The organism is Vibrio sp. J383, assembly GCF_023503985.1.
In the GTDB taxonomy this organism is placed as follows: Bacteria; Pseudomonadota; Gammaproteobacteria; order Enterobacterales; family Vibrionaceae; genus Vibrio; species Vibrio splendidus.
Window position 1 is genome coordinate 1,353,168 of sequence record NZ_CP097294.1, and the last position, 21,477, is coordinate 1,374,644.

Consider the following 21,477-nt stretch of genomic DNA (forward strand, 5'->3'; position numbering starts at 1 on the left):
ATTATCTATCTGTCTTTGACAGTCATGATTATTGACCATACCCGCTACTCTGGCGGGTTTTTTCATTATTAGAATGAGCAGATATAAGCTTGTAGAAACGAAAAACCCTGCGATCAGAGCAGGGTTTTCTATTGAATCAGTACTGAGTGACTGGTTAGGCAATGTGAGTCATTTTATTAAGCACAAAGGTTTCGATACAATCTTCAGTCGCAGCCATGTACTCGGCGATGTGTTGGCTCGCTAAGTGTTTCTCTAGATGAGCTTCAGACTCCCAGTTCTCATGAAATACAAAATGAGCCGGGTTACTGTTATCTTGGTGTAGATCGTAGTTAATACAGCCGTCTTCAACACGGGTTTTGTCGATCAATTTAATCATCTCTGATTTCACTAACTCAATCTTATCTTCTTTAGAGACGATTGTTGCAATAATAGTCAGTTTGCTCATTTTCAATTCCTTGGCTTTAAACTCGATAAGTTCACGTAATATAAGTATAAATTCAGATTGAAGAAAGAGTTCTGAAATCCAATAACTATGGTTTCTGGCATCCACAATTCAAGTTGAAAGCCTAAAGCTGGTGGCGAGTAGGTTACGCTCATAAAAAAGCCCCCATAGCAAAATGGGGCCTTTTTAGGTCTCAATTGAATGGGTTAGTTATTGAAGTCAGCTTTGATCCAAACCATACGGTGATCAGATGAAATTTCTTTACTATCGCCATTAGAATCTGGGATTCGAGAATCAAAGATTAAAGTCCTGCCATCTTCATTTGTGGCAGGCCAGTATACTCCAGAATCAACGATGCTCATTGTCGCTGATGGTAGGGCGTAGTCGACCGCCAATCCAAAATTTGAAGTAATGCGACTTGGTAATGGATGGTGTAGTGGTTTATCAGCAGCATACTCAGCCGCGCCATCACTTGTTGGATACAATGAGCCATTGGTGACATCTTGGTTAACCAATGCATCGTTGTGTAAGTCCTGCATAACAGAGCTAATGCCGTCGCCATCAACTGGATCTAGGTTTTGATCGCCCATCATGACAAAGTGTTGCCCTTGCTCAAGGCCACCCGTTTTTCCAGAGTCGTCATAAATGAACGATTTGTTCTGGATATATTGGTGCCAGAAGTCTACTTCTGCTGCGTTCTGTTCAATGTTCTTACCTACATCGAAAGCAGGCGGAGTAGGATGTGACATCAGTAAGTGAACAGTTTCTGTGCCATCTTTGGTTGGGATGAGGATTGGCGCATCAACGTGGTTCTTTGAAGACAAGCGAACTTCTGCCCATTCGTCGTTCGTGTACCACTCTTCGCCGCAAACCATACCTGTTGGGAACTTACTAGGATCGTCGCAAACAGTGATTGTTGGAATAGTAGCACCTTCGAGATCTTTCCATTTAAATTTTTGGAATGTACGCGTGTTGGCTGTGTCGATTTCATATTTTGACATCAGAGCAAATGCGTATTGCCCATGATACAAACCGAAGCCCCACGCATCTCCTGGCAGTGTTCCAGCGTTACCATCATTGTCTAAATCAAACCCAAATTCGTTCAGTAAACCTGTATTAGTTGAGTAGCTTTCAAAGTATGGGTATGAGATTGGCTCTAAGTTTGCGTCGCCACCTGCACCTTCAATACTTTGAGCGACAGAGAGATAGTTCTTTTGAAAACCTTCTAGCGCTGATTTATCAGTACCTGTGCCGTCATTGTTAAATTCAGCCATCATAAGCACGTCAGGGCGATTCTTTTGAATCACAGCTGCGACGTTGCGGATCTGAATAACTTTTGCTGCCGTTTCTTTGTCAGCGTCATCAATCGTGTTATCCAAATAGTCGGTCACTAGTTTTGTTTGAGCGCTTGGCTCAATCTGCATTTCCGTTACAAGGTCTTGGAAGGTGGCACGATCAAAAGACAAGTTGTAAGTCGCGATCTTTACTTCTTCAGGTTGAACGTAATCTGTGTCACTACTGCACCCGATCAAAAGTGCGGAAGAGATGGCGAAAGCGATAGATGTTTTTAACAATTTCATAAAGTGGGTCCGCTATTTGCTGAAAGAAATTTGGGACGCGCATATTATGAGATGGACATCATTCTGTAAGTGATACTTGTCACAGGTAGAGCCCCAAGTTGACATCTTGTTGCATTGAAAATGTGACATTTGGAACTAGTGTCTTTTATTAGAATAAAGACTTAAAATTCATGGGTTTAATTAGAGCTGTGAATTAAAAAAGCCCTCATAGCAATATGAGGGCTTTTGAATGAGAATCAAACAGTGTTGTTATTGGGGTGTTACGCGTATTGCTTTACTTTAAGCATATTGTTCCACTGTCATCGCCCAATTTTTCTTCTGCTGTTCAAAATTCATTTTGATTTGTTGGTAACGAACCTTAAGTACTGAGTGTTCGTACTTTTTCACAACGTCTTCGCGTTTACTTTCAATTAGCTGCTTTTTGACTTCGTAGTATTCGTTCATGTTTGATACAAGCGCATCGAATTCTTGTTGAAGCTTTTCCGCGATTTGTTGCTTGTCAGCACGGTGCATGATTTTTTGCTGCGTGCGCTTTAATAACATTGATGCCTCGGCTTTTTCAATACGAGCTTGTGGTGTTTTCTTAAGCTTGCTTGCTAAGCCCATTAAAGAAGCACTCTTAATCAACCATTTTGTTGGATCGTATTGCCACCAGTAGATGCCGTTACGGTAGTCGTTCTCAAAGATGTGGTGGAAGTTGTGGTAGCCTTCGCCAAAAGTGAGTACCGCTAGCACACCGTTGTCACGCGCTGTGTTTTTGTCGGTAAAAGGTTGGCTACCCCAGATATGAGCAAGAGAGTTAATGAAGAATGTGGTGTGGTGGTTGAGGACCAAACGAACTGCACCCACAATTAACAACATGCCAAGCACGTCACCGTAAATAACACCTAATGCGATAGGAACGCCGAAGTTCATCAGCAATGCCAATAAAACGTAGTGCTTGTGCTGCCACATAACAATCTTATCTTTCTTTAGGTCGCGACAGTTTTCGTAATCTGTGTACATTGCAGTGTTGTAATTGCGAATCATCCAGCCGATGTGCGAATACCAAAAGCCACGCTTTGCTGAGTATGGATCTTTGTCGTTGTTATCGACATGCTTGTGGTGCACTCGGTGGTCAGAAGACCAGTGTAGCGCGCTGTTTTGTAAGGCAAATGCGCCACCTAATGCAAATAGAAATCTTAGGCTTGAATGCGCTTCAAATGCTTTGTGTGACCATAAGCGGTGATAGCCCGTCGTGATAGACAGGTTGCAGAACGTAAAACAGATCGCTAGCCATATCCAGTGCTCCATACCATAGCCAAAAAAGTAGCCATAAACGGGAGCCGCGACAACAGCAAGCAGCATGCTAAAAGAGAAAACAAAAATATTGAGCCAGATTAGTGGTGGCTTTTTTGTTGATGGTTTATCGGCACTATTCATTAGTAAATTTCCATTGAGCTTACATCTGTTCGCTAGAATATCAGCGTACACGTGTAAGTCAATATTGAAAGTGTAAACGTGTATTAGTATGTTTTGCTTAAATATTGTATAAAGGTAGTGTGAAATGTAGTAGCAAGTCATAAATGGAAGTACTAAGGGCTAATAAATGGAAATTAAGGTAGCTGAATATAAAGATTATGAGCGGATTGCCCAATTACACGCGGATAGCTGGAAGCTATATTACCGTGGCATTCTTGCTGATGATTACCTAGAAAATGATGTTTTGGAGGACAGATCTGTTATTTGGCAGACTCGTTTGATTAATCCTCCTTTCAACCAACATGTTTTATTGCTTGAAGAAGGCGGTTTACTGGTTGGTTTTGTCTGCGCGTTTGGTAATCACAACTTTGAACGTGGTACGTTCATTGATGCGTTACACGTAGACAATAATTACCACGGTCGTGGTGTTGGCAAGCGTCTATTGTCTGAATTGTCAAAGTGGTTGCAGCAATACTATTCTGATTCGGGGCTTTACCTAGAGGTGATGTCTGAGAACCACCAAGCGATTGCTTTTTATCAGGCGATTGGTGGCAAAGAAGAACTAGAGCAAGTTTGGAACGCACCATGTGGCAGCCAAGTGAATGAAAAAGTGATTTCTTGGAGCTCTCCCGTTGAACTTGAACAGAAAACAGCGAGCGTTGTGTATTCTTAGTCGATTCTTGTTGAGTATTGGTTTTTTGCTGAGTAGCAGGTTCTTAACGAAGCTATTTTAAAGCACAAGAACAAAGACAAAAGCCCCGAGCATTCAATTGTTCGGGGCTTTTTTGATTGGATTAATGGTCGTTATAATGAATCGCTAGGGCGCGTGAAATGCTGGGCGATTAATCACTCCATGTGATCTTATTTCTACCGCTCTTCTTCGAAATGTAGAGTGCTTGATCGGCATCGTCGATAAGTTGTTCGACAGAGCCGAGAGCCTGTAACGCATGTTTCACACCGATTGAAATCGTTACTTCTAACCGAAGGAGAGAAGGGGATTCTAATAGGGAGTTAACTAGCGATTCAATTGAAGCCTCAGTTTCTCCTTGGACCATCACCAAAAACTCTTCACCGCCGTATCGAAAGCAGTTACTGCTGGTTGGTAGCCTTTTTTGAATCTCATCGGCCAGTTCTTTGATCACCATATCACCCATTTGGTGGCCGTAGGTGTCGTTAATCGATTTGAAATGATCAATATCTATCATGATTGATGTAATGGATAACTGACGGTCTATTCTTGGTTCGATCACCTGATGAAGATAAAGGCGGTTGTAGCAACCCGTTAGCGCATCTTGATAAGAAAGGGCTTCAAACATATTAGATTGCTTGCGGAGTTGTATTGCTTGTTTACGAAGCTGTTCGGATTGAGTGAAGCGTTTATGCACTTCGAAATCTCGTCTTAAACAAGAAGCTGCAATAAGAATATAAGCTGAAACGTATACGGAAATGGTTTCTATTTCGTGACTAGGCTCTGCTTCATAAAGCTGAGGGGCAAGGCCAATGAGATAAGCCAAAAAGATAAATGACAGCGTAGAGATGCTGTATTTAACAGACAGTCTTGAAAAGGTTCCGATGTAGATCATTACGAGAATGATGCCACCTTGGTAATCGAAATTACTCAGCTCGATAGCGAGTCGGCCTACATAGACCAAGAAAAGCGAGCTAATTACAAGGAAGGTACTTTCTATGAGTTCTAAAACGTTGGGTTTATTTGTAATGCAGTATCTGGCGACAGCCATCATCAATAGAAAAAGTAAGACTCGGAAAATGATAGGTGTTACACACTCTGTACCAAAGTGAATGTAGTCGGTAACAATGAAAGCACAGAATATTGAGATCGGGATGTAGATGAAATTTATGTACGGCAAATAAATTTCATTATCGAAATAGGTTTTAAATCTTTGATTCTTGAACCCAGAATAAGAGCGCATTGAGAAACTAGCCGAAATGAATACACAATAATTTGCGTAGTATGTCACAGTCTTTAGGATTGTAAATGACCATTTCTATAGATTTGTCAGTATGTTAGCTAGATCAACAAACGGTACAAGGCAATATTCACGCTCTATTATCGGTAGAACGTGAATATCTTAGAGGCTGGTGTAAGAGTGTTAACAGAAACTAATGGAGATTAATAAAAACTAATAGCGATTAGCGCTTGTTCTTCAAGTAACGTTTACGGCGTTCTTCTTTTTTCTTTATTTGTTGCTCGGCTTTTAGCGCAGCCGCTTCTTCTACTTCAACCAATTCTTTGGTGATCATCTCTGGTAGCTCTAGCGTTACTTTACCTAAAGTACCGTTGCGAAGTTCGTGAAGTAGGATTTCCGAACACTTGTGAATGTCTATATGACCACCTGCACGAAGTGCACCACGCTTACGACCAATCGCTTCCATCAATTCGATGTCAGACTCTGGCAGCTCTTCAATTTGGTAGCGTTCTTGCAGTAGGTGAGGGTATTGCTTTGCTAGGTATTCTACTGTGTAGAATGCCACTTCGTCGTATTCCATTGCTGTATCTTTTACCGCACCAGTCGCAGCTAAACGGAAGCCGCTGTGTGGGTTTTCTACTTTAGGCCAAAGGATCCCAGGAGTATCTGAAAGGATCACACCGTTTTGCAGGTTGATGCGTTGTTGACGACGAGTTACAGCAGGTTGGTTACCCGTTACCGCAATCGTACGTCCAGCCAAACAGTTGATAATGGTCGATTTACCCACGTTAGGGATACCCATAATCATTGTTCGAATGTTCTTGCCCATTTGCTCACGGTGCGGTGCCAGTTTACGTACTAGCTCCATCACGTGGTTAACTTCTTCTTTTACGCTGGTGGTAATGGCAATCGCTTTAACGCCTTGCTCTTTCTCGAAGTGCTCAATCCAACGCTCAGTAAGCTCAGGATCGGCAAGGTCGCGCTTGTTCAACACTTTTACACAAGGCTTATCGCCGCGCAGTGAAGAGATCATTGGGTTTTCACTACTGAACGGGATACGAGCGTCCAGTACTTCGATGATCACATCAACCTGTGGGATAACTTCTTCGATTTCTTTGCGGGCTTTATGCATGTGACCCGGAAACCATTGAATAGACATAGAGATAAACCTTGATAAATATATTTGCTGCACATTGTAAGGGTTCGCTAGGGCGTGTAAAGCGCTATATCGCCTAGAAGAACTACGGAAAAAGACATTTGCGCAAAGATTCTTGGGAGTTCAATTGAAATTGACTATTAAGTTACAATTTAGAACGCAGTACTTATGCGGCTAAGCCTTTGATTCAACTGCTAGCAACTTGAAATGAGTTAGTGAGAGAACGCGTTATTTGAGTCGCCTATTCGGAGACAAATAATGCGAGTATTTGCTTGGTTTGCCTCAAAGATAAAATCAAATGTTACTCCGAAAAGCACTATGTTGGAGGTTGGCTTGATTGTATCGATTGAGCTAGGCTTTTTATTAGCTGTTTACGCTCTGCTTGAGCGATGTATATAAATTGGTCGTTGTAGCTTTTGTCTGCGTTGATATATTGTTCGAAGTTAATCGGTACTCCAGCAACCGAAAGCTCTAAATGCAAGTGAGGTCCAGTTGTTCGGCCTGAATTCCCAGTAAGACCGATTATCTGACCTTTAGTGATGTATTCCCCAGCTAAGACATGTCTTTCTGAAAGATGAAGGTAGCGCGCATAGTTTCCATCAGTGTGTTTTATGGTTAGGTAGTTACCTGCGAAACGGTTATATCGAGACTTCAAAACGACACCGTCGGACAACGAATGAATCTCTGTGCCAATAGGTGTCGCGTAATCCGTTCCAAAATGAGGTGCAATTCGATTCGTTATAGGGTGTTTCCTGTTTAAATCGAATGATGAACTTACTCGATAATGCTTAGGAAGAGGGAATACATAGTCATTATTTATTTTATATCCATTTTCGTTATAGATATTATCATCCGCCCCTCTCATAGCAAAAAATTCTATATCACTGCCTAAATAGTAAAAAGCACTGACATATTCTGTGTTTGTACCATCATGTTGGGTTTTTATTGAAAACTTATCACCGTTGTTAACTGATTTAATAATGTCAAAATTATCACCTAATAGACTCAATAGTGATTTTAATTCATTGTTCGTCAAACCAGAGGATAGTATGGAACTGACAAAAGAGTATTTCACAACCCCTGAAACCATTTCAGATGTCGGAGCTGGGGTTGGAATATGAATGCTTTTGGGCTTAGCTATTTTAGGTGCCTGTTTTTTATCAGTATTTGAATGGTTGTAGCTTAGCGATATGGCTGTTGAAACGATCAAAAAAACCATCAAAAGGCCAAAGGAAAGGGTGCGGCGACTTAAATGGCTATTTATTTTCAAATACATAAATCATCAATAAAATTCGGTTAATGGATAAAAATAAGAATTAGATCATAATATTTATTTGTTTTTTTTGCATGTTATTTTAGTTCATTCCTTCTTAATGACTGGCTAAAGGCATAGGGTGTGTTTCTAGAGTGATAAAAAACAAACCTTTCACCTTTTGATTTAGCTAAATTGTACTTTGCAAGTAGTTATTATGTCATGTTGAGAAAATTTTAGACGATAATATAATCGCGGCAAAATATACTCTGCCAGAATACTATGTTCACTAAAAATACGCTGAAATCAACATTAGGTCTTATTGTTACGTCGCTTATCTTAAGCGCATGTGGCGGTGGGGAAGGTGGAGGTGATAACACCCCGCCAGCAAGGAATACCGGAAGCATCTCAGGTAACGTTTTTGACGCTCCTGTGAGCGGTGCGAAAATTGAGGTGTTTGAATACAAGGATGGAAACCTAGGTAGGAAGTTAGCAAGTACGACTTCCGATGCTTTTGGTGACTACAAGGTTGAATTTGAATCTTCATCAATGCCACTTTTTATCGTAGCTAAAGAAGGCAGTTATACCGATCCCTTAACGAAAAATACAGTGTCTGTCAGTAACGGCAAAACACTGCGTTTAGAAGCTATGCTCAATTACAATGAAGGGCGTGATCAAAACTTAATGCTGACCCCTTTGACGAACATCGTTTCAGGCTTAACTCAATACAAAGTAGGCAGGGGAGTGTCAGACTCTACTGCTATATCGGAATCACTAAATAGCATTAACGATATGTATGGTTTCGATGTCAATGAAACTACTCCGATAGACATTACTAAAGGTGGTCAAAGTAGTTTTGCTACATCCGGTCACCAATATGGTGCTTTGTTAACCGCTTATTCTTCTTATTCGTACGACCTAATTCAAAAATACGGTGATACTCAGAGTAATATTTACACATCGATGCATTTGGCTGATATCCAATATCGAGATGTCATTGCCGATGGTCTTCTCGATGGGCTGGAAATAAGTACTGTGTCGGGAGGGGTAACCCCTTTGACCTTCGGTCAACAAAAAGTCTCTAGTGATATTTACACTAACGATTTGGCACAGCATGTTCTAATTGTCGTCAATGATCCTAACTTAAATATTTCAGGAACAGACGCAGACGACTATGTTGAGTTTAGCCGTAAGATTAATGACCAAGGCACCAATAGCGGTACTGGCGGTGTGATCCCTCCTCGCGACGAAACCGAAATTGATACCGAAGCGCCTACAGTGTCTAGAACAGACAGTGATGTATTGGCAGGTCTCGATAAAGTGGATATCAAGCTCAATGATGAAATTGGTGTTCAAGGTGTTTCAGCGTACCTTGAATACCAACTGGACGGTGTCTGGTCTCTCGAGAGTCAGTGTGACGATGAACATACTGCGGGTAGTGAGTTTTGTTTCTTGGAATTCGACGGCTTTGAATCTGGTCTTAGAGAAACAAGTATTAAAGTAAGCGTAGACACAAAAGCCATTGATGCGGTAGAAGTTGATTCGGATACGGGGCTCTCAAATGTCACTGCTGCACGTTTGGTTTTTTATACGACTGATGTCTTAGGCAACGAATTAGTTCAAGGGCGAGATATTGGCCATTATGTAAACTTTGAATGGGACAACAATGCGCCGGTAATTGAGGTAACTTCAGAAGAAACTTTCAATGGCAAAGATGATTACTATTTTCTTAGAGGAATTATAAAAGAAGATTATCAAAATATCGAATCAACGACGGTAAGAATCAATGGAGAACTACCTAAAAATTTAGAATGTAAGCCGATGAACGCTGAGTTTGGTAGCGCTTGTAGCTTCGAAGAGAGCTATCCTGCAGAGGACTTTTCATCATCAACAACATCATTTGAAATTACGGCGACAGATACGCAAGGGAATGTAGGAATAGAGCCACATACAGTAACTAAGGATGATCAAGAGCCAGCTCAAGATATTACGTACCCAGAAGGGACCTCGATGGCATTTGTAAATGTCGATGTGGATGGGGAAAGGACGACATACGAAGGCGCATATACCCAAAGTACGTATACGTCAGAAAGTGTGCAATCGAGCCGCGACTATCTGAAAATTGATTTCATGTACGCAAGTACAGGTCTGCAAGGCTCACTTAGTGGGGTTGAGTTTGATGATTTCAACGTAAACTTGCTTAAAGAAAATAACATCCCTTACGTACGTGTAAGAGTTTCGGATATCAGTTCTGAGGCTGTTTTGGGTTCAAGCGCAGATAAGTTAACGCTTTCTGTCAAGTATTATGTAAGCCAAAACAATGACGGTACATACGCTTATCAGAAAACGACGGAAACTCAAGCATCTACAGAGAAATATTTAGCGAAAATTCCCCACGAAGAAATTCTCAATAGTAGTGGCCATGTCAGTGAAATCATTTACTACGTCCCATTTGTGAAAGAAATTTTGGGAGAGAGTTTTAAATCTGTTTCTGAAAATGCAGGCCAAAAGCTCGAAATACAAACCATCGACGAATCAAACAACAAAAGTGCCGTTCAAGAAGTTTACTTTCGCAGCAGTTTTGACTTACCCACAATGACTGTTATTACTCCATTTATTGGTGCTCGAGTGCAACTTGAAGGTTTGGGCTCGAGCGGAGAATTTACGTCATTAGCAAATTGTACCACTATTCAACAGCTAGAAATTGACAACTCTCCAGCACTTGATGTTGCGAGTTGCGAAGCGACAACAGATTTAGTCAACTATGACTTTATGCGAGTGCGGTTAATCGGTATTGATGGTAATACACAACCGCATTACTACAAGTGGGAAAGTGATCCAGGCGCACGATCAGAACAAGTGAACTTAAATAGCGCAAATATAGGAGCCTACTTTAAACTTAATGGTTCTAAAACTTTTTATATTACCGAGCTAGCAACATACCAAACTGGACTGTTTGACTCTCAATGGAATCAAGTTGAATCTGGAAACAAGACCCCTGAGAATGCCGCACGAATTTTAGACGACGTAGAATATGCTCTCGCTGGTGGAAGCGATTCATTCTTTGGTTTCGACCCAACGATCGTTTCGTATGCGACGAATGAAATGTTGAAAGATGCTATTCCAGAAAAACTACCTAATAATTATATTCATAGGTTTTTAGTAGAAGCGATTTACGACATTACCCAAGTAAACAATATGCTACTAAGTAACTCTGTTGATTTTGCTTCCGCAATTTATGATGACTTGCAGTACGATGGCCAAGCTAACGGTATTGGTAGTGGGGGTAAAAAAATAGTTCTAGATTCATATGAATTTAGCTCAAAGTCTTACCGTAATGACTTAGCGCAATCGTACTATAAGATTATGACTGAAAAGTATGGTGTAGCAGCTAACCTAGCTCAGCGATACGCCGACCAGATATCAATGGCGAACCCAAGCCTAGAAGGCGAACAGATTATAGACGGTGATGGCGAAAGTATTGATAAATCACCGCCTCAACCTTCGCTAAGTATCGAAAATGGCCGAGAAACATGGATTGGAAATAAACGTTACGTTGCTGGTGTTTTAGATTCGCGGATTCTTTTGGAAGATCCGTCTGGCATTGTAGTAGAAGAAGGCAGTCAGCCATCATTTGTTACTATGTGGTATGAAAAAACTGAACCGAATACGGGAACCCCAATTGACCTGAATATTCGAGAGTCAGGTGGTGATAGTTATAAAAAAGAGTATTTATTTACCCTTGATACTGAGTCGTCAAATCTCACAGGTATTGACAAGTTTGAGCTTATAACGAGTGCAATGGACGAGCATGGAAATAGCTATGGTTACAATGGATATGATCCCCATATAGAAACCTTATATATCGATAATGATTATCCTTTGGTCACTTACACTCCCCCGATCGGTGGTGACGATAACCCGGTAGAAGAGGGCGTCTACCTGAACACCAATTATAACCAAGAACTCACTTTTACAATTGATGATCCTGTAGGGGATAAGTTGGATAAGCGCGGCCTAACTTTCTATAACGCGGCCACAGGCGAAAGCAATAGTTATGATCCGAACCGTTTTTCAAGTAATGAAGAAAAATATTTTAAGGTGAAACTATGCTCTGGAGACAAATGTAGCGCAGAAGATAATACTCTTAGTCCAGAAGATGGTAATTGGACTGTATATGTGAGTGCTGAAGACAATTTGTCTAATATAGTTAACCGTCAGACGACCAATGCCCCTCAATTTAGTGTATTACTTGATTCAAAAGGCCCGGTAGTAAACGGATCTAAAATTGCCAACCATCTGGGTGGTAACTCAAGTTGGGTTCCTGATATTACTTGGAGTTTAAGCACGGGAAGCTTGGTTAAAGTCGAAATGAAGGCAGAGTCTGGAAGGCGTTTCACTTTACAACAGTACGAAACCGAACCTGAAGAGAGTACTGAGCCGTATCTCTTTGGTATTCAGCCTAATGTAGAGGTGAGACTAGTTGCCGATGCATTTAAATATAATGAGAAAAACTTTTTCTACGTAACAGCAACAGACAGCTCTTTTCCATTGGGTACACACAGTGGTGAATTTGAATTCTTAGTCGACAATAAGGGGCCAGTAATTGAACTTGCTGACCCGTGGGTAATAGATACAAACTCCGGTGAAAGCTATGTTCTTGGTACCAACTTTACGGTGAAGCTTACGTCAGTATCTGACGATTCTGACGTATCTAAAGTTCAACTTTGGCAACAAGATCAAGTGGCTGCAATACGTTCAATTGACCCCGAAGATCCAACGCAGCCTTTTGATATCGTAATTACAGAAACGCAAAGTGACGCTATCGTAATTGGCGAAGACAAAAAGGCGAACCTGTACCTTAAAGCTGTAGACGAATATGGATTTGAATCTAAAACAGAAATTAGAACTATTCTGCTAGATCGTGAAGGGCCATCACTAAAGTTAAATGGGTTTGATCCGGAAAGTTTCTATCTTGGTAATTATGTATTCAACCTTTCTGCTCAAGACTTAAATGACAGGGGAACACCTTCGTCAGAGGGTGTTAACAAAGAAACATTAGAGTATTGGACTTTTAAAGAAAACCCATCTGATGCAAGCACCTTAGTTGGTGATGAAATGAAGATCCCTTTAGGTGGTGAAAACGATGGCGATAGTGCAATTCGCACAATAAGATTAGGCGGTTCGGACATTAGAGGAAATACAACAAGCGTAGATTATGCGGTTAAAGTTCAGAACTTAATGCCATTTATTCATCCGGTGCTCTTCACATATGAAGGTGGCACGCCAGTTTCTTCTGTTGGTGGCCAGATACAAATTACTCGTAGTGAACCTGTAATTATCAGTATTGCTGCCGAAGACGAAAGCGGGATCCCGCTAGTTGAAGGTACTTATAAATATGGGGAACAAACCAACAGTATCTCATTTTCTCAGAAAGACGGCTTATGGGAAGCTAGGTTGACAGAGGCAGATCTAACTGAAGACGGAGCCTATCAGCTGGAATTCAAAGTTTATAATAATGTTCGCTATAACTCAGAACAAGAAAGGCCGTCTGCAACAAGGTCAGAAAGTATCAATGTGCAACGTCAAGGTGTTGCTCTGTCAATCGCAAAACCGACTGACTTCCAAAGTCATATATCGGGAAGTACCCTCAATGTTGAATTTGACCCTGTGGGTGAGGTAAAAGCGGATACATTAGAATGTTGGGTAAGAGAAAATTACACATCAGACGGTGTGCCGGAAGATGTTCCAAACTATGCTTATTCAGGTGTTATAAATAATCCTCAAGAGAATTATAAGTGTAGCGTTACAACTGATGTGAATATGTCTGTTTCACCTGTGGTTTTGATAACTAAAACAGTCGGAACGAATGGCACTGAAACTGTTAATAAGTTCAGCTTTAATATGATGGATATCGATGTCCCAACGGTTGAACAGGACACATATCAATTTACTGGTAATGACGTTGGTTTGAACGACAAAGGTGAGAAAATTTTGAGCTTAACATTGAGCTTCAAAGACAATCTTTCTGGTGTGGATATTAGTGATGGTAATGAGCCATTATTAATAAGAAACCGATTAAACAGGTCTTTTAAACCAAATAGCTGTAGCACGAAATTGGGTATAACGACCTGTTCGTATACAGGTTTGTATGCCGATATTTTACCTGCGGGAGCGTTGCAGCACTTATACACGATTAAGAACTTGTCTGATATCGCCGGAAACTTAGGTTCGGATCATGCGTTAGAGTTATTGCTTCCAGCCCAAGGCGATTTAGAAATCGCCATTACTAGCCCCGGTAAAGATACTATTGTTCGAGGTGAGACTCTTGAAATGAATTTCAAGGTGAAGGTTGGACAAAATTCTGATCTGGAAAATATCGTCGTGACTTTAGATGGTGCCACATACAATCTAAATGATAACCCAGAGAGCTTTGGCCCTTTCATTAAGTGCGAGGATGGCTATTCTTGCTCTACGTTTACCGCGCCATTAGATGATAAACTTGATGGTCAACCTATTACGCCAAAAATCCAAATTATTGATGTATGGGGAGAGTCTATAAGCGATCAAGTCAGCGTACTGGTCGATAATAGCAAACCTAATGTTGACGACGCTGTATCCCTCAATGAATCTCCGGATGATGCTAGTTTAGTTAGATTTCAGTTTTCTGTGTGGGATGAGGGTAGCGGCATAGCAAAGGTTAAGTACACAATAATTAACCCTAAATATGTTTTTGATAAAGATGACGCTAGCGACAGTTCACATCTTTATTTTGATCTTCCAAAAATTGAGCTAGAAGAGTTGAATTCGATACGAGTCAATGTCGAAGCAACTGACAATGTAGGTTGGACTCAAAATAAGACGATTGATATTGACATTAGGATGCCAACTATTGATTTGGCTTTTGATGGCATAACAAGTTTACAAGGGGGTAAGCTTGCTTTTACTAATGATAGCCAAGCGCTCACCATTACCTCTGATGAGGGAGAGGATGTAAAGGCTGCTAGCTATACTATAGATTTGGTTCCAGTTTCAGGTAACACAATTAAGTTTTCTGGAAAAATAGCCTCTTCAACAGCTTCAGATACGATGACTTTTGATATCGATGCTCAAGCTGAGTACATGCAAAAAGTAACCGTAACCGATTCTATCGGGCGAGTCATTACCGACGTTAATGTGCTCAATAAGACTTACGATGTTGAAGGCATTGCGTCCATTGTTGATTACCAAGCTCCGGTCATTTCAAGTATCACCAGTACTCAGGATTCGATGATTCCGGAGGAAGGGCAATATTATTTGGATGTAAGAGCATACGTCTTCGATAAAAATCTAAGCAGTGTTAATTCTACTGCAAACAACGGTACCGATGCCCAGGTAAACCCACAATCAATTGAAGAACCGACCAAAGACGGTGACCCTTACTTGATACGTTATCTTTTGTCTCCTGGCGACTATCTAATAACGGTAACAGCAGACGATTTAGTTGAACACAAGACCGAGAAGTCACTAAATGCAAAAGTTGAAGCTGCAAGTATTCCTGAGTTAACAATATCAACGACAGCGTCAATGCCTTTGGCTGGTGGAGTCGAAATTCCACTTTTGTTTACCTTCACTGAAGAGGTTAATCAATTTGAATTTTCAGATGTAGAGATTCAAGCAAGTGATGGTAATGATACAGGCGAGCTGAAGCAAGCATCATGGATTACAACAGATAACATAACTTGGTCGGTCAATTATATAACGCCTGAAAAACAGGACAAAAACATAACCATACGGGTCGGTGATAATAGTTACGAAAGCGTAAATACTATCCCCGGAACAGGGGATAGTTTGGTTATGGGGGTCGAGGGTGTTCTGCCAACGCTGACCAAAGTGACGTTTGATCCACTGCATCAGGAGATCGGTGAAAATGTAAAAGTAACTCTTGAATTCGATAAAGAATTACAAGAAGCAACCGCAATGCTTGGTGAAAATGAAGTTAGCTCCTTAACTGTAACGACCGACAAGAAAGTTTGGGAGGGTAGTGTTCAAGTACCGGATACCAAAGAACTAGCTGTGGGTTTGATCGTAAGCCAGTATAAAGATTTGGTGGGTAACGTGGGTGCGGATAGCACACATTCGCTGCCTATCACGCCAACCTTGGACATCACACCGGTGGGCAGTGTGGACGGCAGCAATGCCGCGAACTTGGCCTTCTCAGGCACTTCGACCCGTTTTGATGGTCAAGAGCTCCGCCTGGAAGTGAAAGCGCAAGGCAGTGAGACGGTATTAAAAAGTGGCAACGCGACCGTAGCAAGCGGTGGGGCTTGGAGCAGTACCGTTGACATCAGCGATCAACCGAACGGCAGCTACACCGTCATTGTGACGGGCACCAACGCTTCAGGTGTGCAAGTCACCGAAAGCGCAAGCTTTACGCTCGCGCAAGCGGTGCCGACGTTAACGAGCGTGACGTTTAACCCAACACACCAAGCGATAGGTCAAAGCGTATCGGTCAGCCTTAAGTTCGATAAAGCGTTGCAAGCGGCCAGTGCTGAGTTGGGTGGTACGGTCATCTCGCTGACGAAGAGTGTGGACGCCAGTGTGTGGACAGGGGATGTATTGGTTCCTGCGTCGTCTGATTTGACGGTGGATTTGGTGGTGAAAGATTACCAAGATTTATCGGGTAATGTGGGTGCGGATAGCACACATTCGCTGCCTATCACGCCAACCTTGGACATCACACCGGTGGGCAGTGTGGACGGCAGCAATGCCGCGAACTTGGCCTTCTCAGGCACCTCGACTCGTTTTGATGGTCAAGAGCTCCGCCTGGAAGTGAAAGCGCAAGGCAATGAGACGGTACTGAAAAATGGCGTTACGACCGTAGCAAGCGGTGGGGCTTGGAGCAGTACCGTTGACATCAGCGATCAACCGAACGGCAGCTACACCGTCATTGTGACGGGCACCAACGCTTCAGGTGTGCAAGTCACCGAAAGCGCAAGCTTTACGCTCGCGCAAGCGGTGCCGACGTTAACGAGCGTGACGTTTAACCCAACACACCAAGCGATAGGTCAAAGCGTATCGGTCAGCCTTAAGTTCGATAAAGCGTTGCAAGCGGCCAGTGCTGAGTTGGGTAGTACGGTCATCTCGCTGACGAAGAGTGTGGATGCCAGCGTGTGGACAGGGGATGTATTGGTTCCTGCGTCGTCTGATTTGACGGTGGATTTGGTGGTGAAAGATTACCAAGATTTATCGGGTAATGTGGGTGCGGATAGCACACATTCGCTGCCTATCACGCCAACCTTGGACATCACACCTGTGGGCAGTGTGGACGGCAGCAATGCCGCGAACTTGGCCTTCTCAGGCACTTCGACCCGTTTTGATGGTCAAGAGCTCCGCCTGGAAGTGAAAGCGCAAGGCAGTGAGACGGTATTAAAAAGTGGCAACGCGACCGTAGCAAGCGGTGGGGCTTGGAGCAGTACCGTTGACATCAGCGATCAACCGAACGGCAGCTACACCGTCATTGTGACGGGCACCAACGCTTCAGGTGTGCAAGTCACCGAAAGCGCAAGCTTTACGCTCGCGCAAGCGGTGCCGACGTTAACGAGCGTGACGTTTAACCCAACACACCAAGCGATAGGTCAAAGCGTATCGGTCAGCCTTAAGTTCGATAAAGCGTTGCAAGCGGCCAGTGCTGAGTTGGGTGGTACGGTCATCTCGCTGACGAAGAGTGTGGATGCCAGCGTGTGGACAGGGGGTGTATTGGTTCCTGCGTCGTCTGATTTGACGGTGGATTTGGTGGTGAAAGATTACCAAGATTTATCGGGTAATGTGGGTGCGGATAGCACACATTCGCTGCCTATCACGCCAACCTTGGACATCACACCGGTGGGCAGTGTGGACGGCAGCAATGCCGCGAACTTGGCCTTCTCAGGCACCTCGACTCGTTTTGATGGTCAAGAGCTCCGCCTGGAAGTGAAAGCGCAAGGCAATGAGACGGTACTGAAAAATGGCGTTACGACCGTAGCAAGCGGTGGGGCTTGGAGCAGTACCGTTGATATCAGCGATCAACCGAACGGCAGCTACACCGTCATTGTGACGGGCACCAACGCTTCAGGTGTGCAAGTCACCGAAAGCGCAAGCTTTACGCTCGCGCAAGCAGTGCCGACGTTAACGAGCGTGACGTTTAACCCAACACACCAAGCGATAGGTCAAAGCGTATCGGTCAGCCTTAAGTTCGATAAAGCGTTGCAAGCGGCCAGTGCTGAGTTGGGTGGTACGGTCATCTCGCTGACGAAGAGTGTGGATGCCAGTGTGTGGACAGGGGATGTATTGGTTCCTGCGTCGTCTGATTTGACGGTGGATTTGGTGGTGAAAGATTACCAAGATTTATCGGGTAATGTGGGTGCGGATAGCACACATTCGCTGCCTATCACGCCAACCTTGGACATCACACCGGTGGGCAGTGTGGACGGCAGCAATGCCGCGAACTTGGCCTTCTCAGGCACCTCGACTCGTTTTGATGGTCAAGAGCTCCGCCTGGAAGTGAAAGCGCAAGGCAATGAGACGGTACTGAAAAATGGCGTTACGACCGTAGCAAGCGGTGGGGCTTGGAGCAGTACCGTTGATATCAGCGATCAACCGAACGGCAGCTACACCGTCATTGTGACGGGCACCAACGCTTCAGGTGTGCAAGTCACCGAAAGCGCAAGCTTTACGCTCGCGCAAGCGGTGCCGACGTTAACGAGCGTGACGTTTAACCCAACACACCAAGCGATAGGTCAAAGCGTATCGGTCAGCCTTAAGTTCGATAAAGCGTTGCAAGCGGCCAGTGCTGAGTTGGGTGGTACGGTCATCTCGCTGACGAAGAGTGTGGATGCCAGTGTGTGGACAGGGGATGTATTGGTTCCTGCGTCGTCTGATTTGACGGTGGATTTGGTGGTGAAAGATTACCAAGATTTATCGGGTAATGTGGGTGCGGATAGCACACATTCGCTGCCTATCACGCCAACCTTGGACATCACACCGGTGGGCAGTGTGGACGGCAGCAATGCCGCGAACTTGGCCTTCTCAGGCACCTCGACTCGTTTTGATGGTCAAGAGCTCCGCCTGGAAGTGAAAGCGCAAGGCAATGAGACGGTACTGAAAAATGGCGTTACGACCGTAGCAAGCGGTGGGGCTTGGAGCAGTACCGTTGACATCAGCGATCAACCGAACGGCAGCTACACCGTCATTGTGACGGGCACCAACGCTTCAGGTGTGCAAGTCACCGAAAGCGCAAGCTTTACGCTCGCGCAAGCGGTGCCGACGTTAACGAGCGTGACGTTTAACCCAACACACCAAGCGATAGGTCAAAGCGTATCGGTCAGCCTTAAGTTCGATAAAGCGTTGCAAGCGGCCAGTGCTGAGTTGGGTGGTACGGTCATCTCGCTGACGAAGAGTGTGGACGCCAGTGTGTGGACAGGGGATGTATTGGTTCCTGCGTCGTCTGATTTGACGGTGGATTTGGTGGTGAAAGATTACCAAGATTTATCGGGTAATGTGGGTGCGGATAGCACACATTCGCTGCCTATCACGCCAACCTTGGACATCACACCGGTGGGCAGTGTGGACGGCAGCAATGCCGCGAACTTGGCCTTCTCAGGCACCTCGACTCGTTTTGATGGTCAAGAGCTCCGCCTGGAAGTGAAAGCGCAAGGCAATGAGACGGTACTGAAAAATGGCGTTACGACCGTAGCAAGCGGTGGGGCTTGGAGCAGTACCGTTGACATCAGCGATCAACCGAACGGCAGCTACACCGTCATTGTGACGGGCACCAACGCTTCAGGTGTGCAAGTCACCGAAAGCGCAAGCTTTACGCTCGCGCAAGCGGTGCCGACGTTAACGAGCGTGACGTTTAACCCAACACACCAAGCGATAGGTCAAAGCGTATCGGTCAGCCTTAAGTTCGATAAAGCGTTGCAAGCGGCCAGTGCTGAGTTGGGTAGTACGGTCATCTCGCTGACGAAGAGTGTGGATGCCAGCGTGTGGACAGGGGATGTATTGGTTCCTGCGTCGTCTGATTTGACGGTGGATTTGGTGGTGAAAGATTACCAAGATTTATCGGGTAATGTGGGTGCGGATAGCACACATTCGCTGCCTATCACGCCAACCTTGGACATCACACCTGTGGGCAGTGTGGACGGCAGCAATGCCGCGAACTTGGCCTTCTCAGGCACTTCGACCCGTTTTGATGGTCAAGAGCTCCGCCTGGAAGTGAAAGCGCAAGGCAGTGAGACGGTATTAAAAAGTGGCAACGCGACCGTAGCAAGCGGTGGGGCTTGGAGCAGTACCGTTGACATCAGTGATCAACCGAACGGCAGCTACACCGTCATTGTGACGGGCACCAACGCTTCAGGTGTGCAAGTCACCGAAAGCGCAAGCTTTACGCTCGCGCAAGCGGTGCCGACGTTAACGAGCGTGACGTTTAACCCAACACACCAAGCGATAGGTCAAAGCGTATCGGTCAGCCTTAAGTTCGATAAAGCGTTGCAAGCGGCCAGTGCTGAGTTGGGTGGTACGGTCATCTCGCTGACGAAGAGTGTGGATGCCAGTGTGTGGACAGGGGATGTATTGGTTCCTGCGTCGTCTGATTTGACGGTGGATTTGGTGGTGAAAGATTACCAAGATTTATCGGGTAATGTGGGTGCGGATAGCACACATTCGCTGCCTATCACGCCAACCTTGGACATCACACCGGTGGGCAGTGTGGACGGCAGCAATGCCGCGAACTTGGCCTTCTCAGGCACCTCGACCCGTTTTGATGGTCAAGAGCTCCGCCTAGAAGTGAAAGCGCAAGGCAATGAGACGGTACTGAAAAATGGCGTTACGACCGTAGCAAGCGGTGGGGCTTGGAGCAGTAACGTTGACATCAGCGATCAACCGAACGGCAGCTACACCGTCATTGTGACGGGCACCAACGCTTCAGGTGTGCAAGTCACCGAAAGCGCAAGCTTTACGCTCGCGCAAGCAGTGCCGACGTTAACGAGCGTGACGTTTAACCCAACACACCAAGCGATAGGTCAAAGCGTATCGGTCAGCCTTAAGTTCGATAAAGCGTTGCAAGCGGCCAGTGCTGAGTTGGGTGGTACGGTCATCTCGCTGACGAAGAGTGTTGACGCCAGTGTGTGGACAGGGGATGTATTGGTTCCTGCGTCGCCTGATTTGAATGTTGATTTGGTGGTGAAAGATTACCAAGATTTATCGGGTAATGTGGGTGCGGATAGCACACATTCGCTGCCTATCACGCCAACTATTAGCATCTCTGCGATCAACAGAGGTAATGATGTTAACGAATCAGAGTCACCAACGTTGATTCTCGATGGTACTACGGTTCGTTTTTCTGAAGGTGATAAGTTGAGCCTAAGTGTCACAGACAGTGGGGGAGTTAAAGTTTCAGATGCTGAGGTGCTGGTCGGTGAAAACGGAGTTTGGCAATATGAAATGACTCTTGATCCAATCGAAGGTGGAACTGTGACGGTGTCACTACGTGGTGCTAATGGACTGGGAGCCGATGCTACTTTGGTTGAATCTACATTTACCTTAAATAAGGATGTGAGCGCTGCAGTGGTCGTAGTGCCAAGCTTATTACGACAATTGCTTATTTACGACAATGGCACAAAACTAGCAGCATAACACTAATT

Annotated in this window: 8 protein-coding genes; 2 read left to right on the forward strand and 6 right to left on the reverse strand. The window is 44.3% G+C overall.

Features of this window, described 5'->3' with window-relative positions:
• Positions 1–154 precede the first annotated feature (154 nt).
• The 3 genes from M4S28_RS22480 to M4S28_RS22490 form a co-directional block, all read right to left on the reverse strand.
• On the reverse strand, positions 155–445 hold the full coding sequence (locus tag M4S28_RS22480) for a putative quinol monooxygenase (RefSeq protein WP_017082114.1): 291 nt from the start codon (positions 443–445) through the stop codon (positions 155–157).
• A gap of 203 nt (positions 446–648) precedes the next feature.
• The gene (locus M4S28_RS22485) at positions 649–2,022 is read right to left on the reverse strand and encodes an endonuclease/exonuclease/phosphatase family protein (RefSeq protein ID WP_249632925.1); all 1,374 of its coding nucleotides are present in this window, start codon (positions 2,020–2,022) and stop codon (positions 649–651) included.
• Between the two features lie 279 nt (positions 2,023–2,301).
• The gene (locus M4S28_RS22490) at positions 2,302–3,444 is read right to left on the reverse strand and encodes an acyl-CoA desaturase (RefSeq protein WP_004731281.1); all 1,143 of its coding nucleotides are present in this window, start codon (positions 3,442–3,444) and stop codon (positions 2,302–2,304) included.
• A 166-nt stretch (positions 3,445–3,610) separates the two neighbouring features.
• Between M4S28_RS22490 and M4S28_RS22495 the strand changes: the two genes are divergently transcribed.
• A complete protein-coding gene (locus M4S28_RS22495; protein ID WP_004731280.1) occupies positions 3,611–4,156 on the forward strand; it encodes a GNAT family N-acetyltransferase in 546 nt (181 codons plus the stop codon).
• Positions 4,157–4,325: 169 nt separating this feature from the next.
• Here M4S28_RS22495 and M4S28_RS22500 read toward each other — a convergent pair whose 3' ends face one another.
• The 3 genes from M4S28_RS22500 to M4S28_RS22510 all read right to left on the reverse strand — a co-directional run bounded on the left by M4S28_RS22500 (position 4,326) and on the right by M4S28_RS22510 (position 7,843).
• Positions 4,326–5,351: a GGDEF domain-containing protein gene (locus M4S28_RS22500; RefSeq protein ID WP_249632926.1), complete on the reverse strand. Its 1,026-nt coding sequence runs from the start codon at positions 5,349–5,351 to the stop codon at positions 4,326–4,328.
• Between the two features lie 283 nt (positions 5,352–5,634).
• The gene (gene ylqF, locus M4S28_RS22505; protein WP_054545545.1) at positions 5,635–6,570 is read right to left on the reverse strand and encodes a ribosome biogenesis GTPase YlqF; all 936 of its coding nucleotides are present in this window, start codon (positions 6,568–6,570) and stop codon (positions 5,635–5,637) included.
• A 313-nt stretch (positions 6,571–6,883) separates the two neighbouring features.
• Positions 6,884–7,843: a peptidoglycan DD-metalloendopeptidase family protein gene (locus M4S28_RS22510; protein ID WP_249632927.1), complete on the reverse strand. Its 960-nt coding sequence runs from the start codon at positions 7,841–7,843 to the stop codon at positions 6,884–6,886.
• Between the two features lie 258 nt (positions 7,844–8,101).
• Between M4S28_RS22510 and M4S28_RS22515 the strand changes: the two genes are divergently transcribed.
• The gene (locus M4S28_RS22515; protein WP_249632928.1) at positions 8,102–21,469 is read left to right on the forward strand and encodes a tandem large repeat; all 13,368 of its coding nucleotides are present in this window, start codon (positions 8,102–8,104) and stop codon (positions 21,467–21,469) included.
• Positions 21,470–21,477 lie beyond the last annotated feature (8 nt).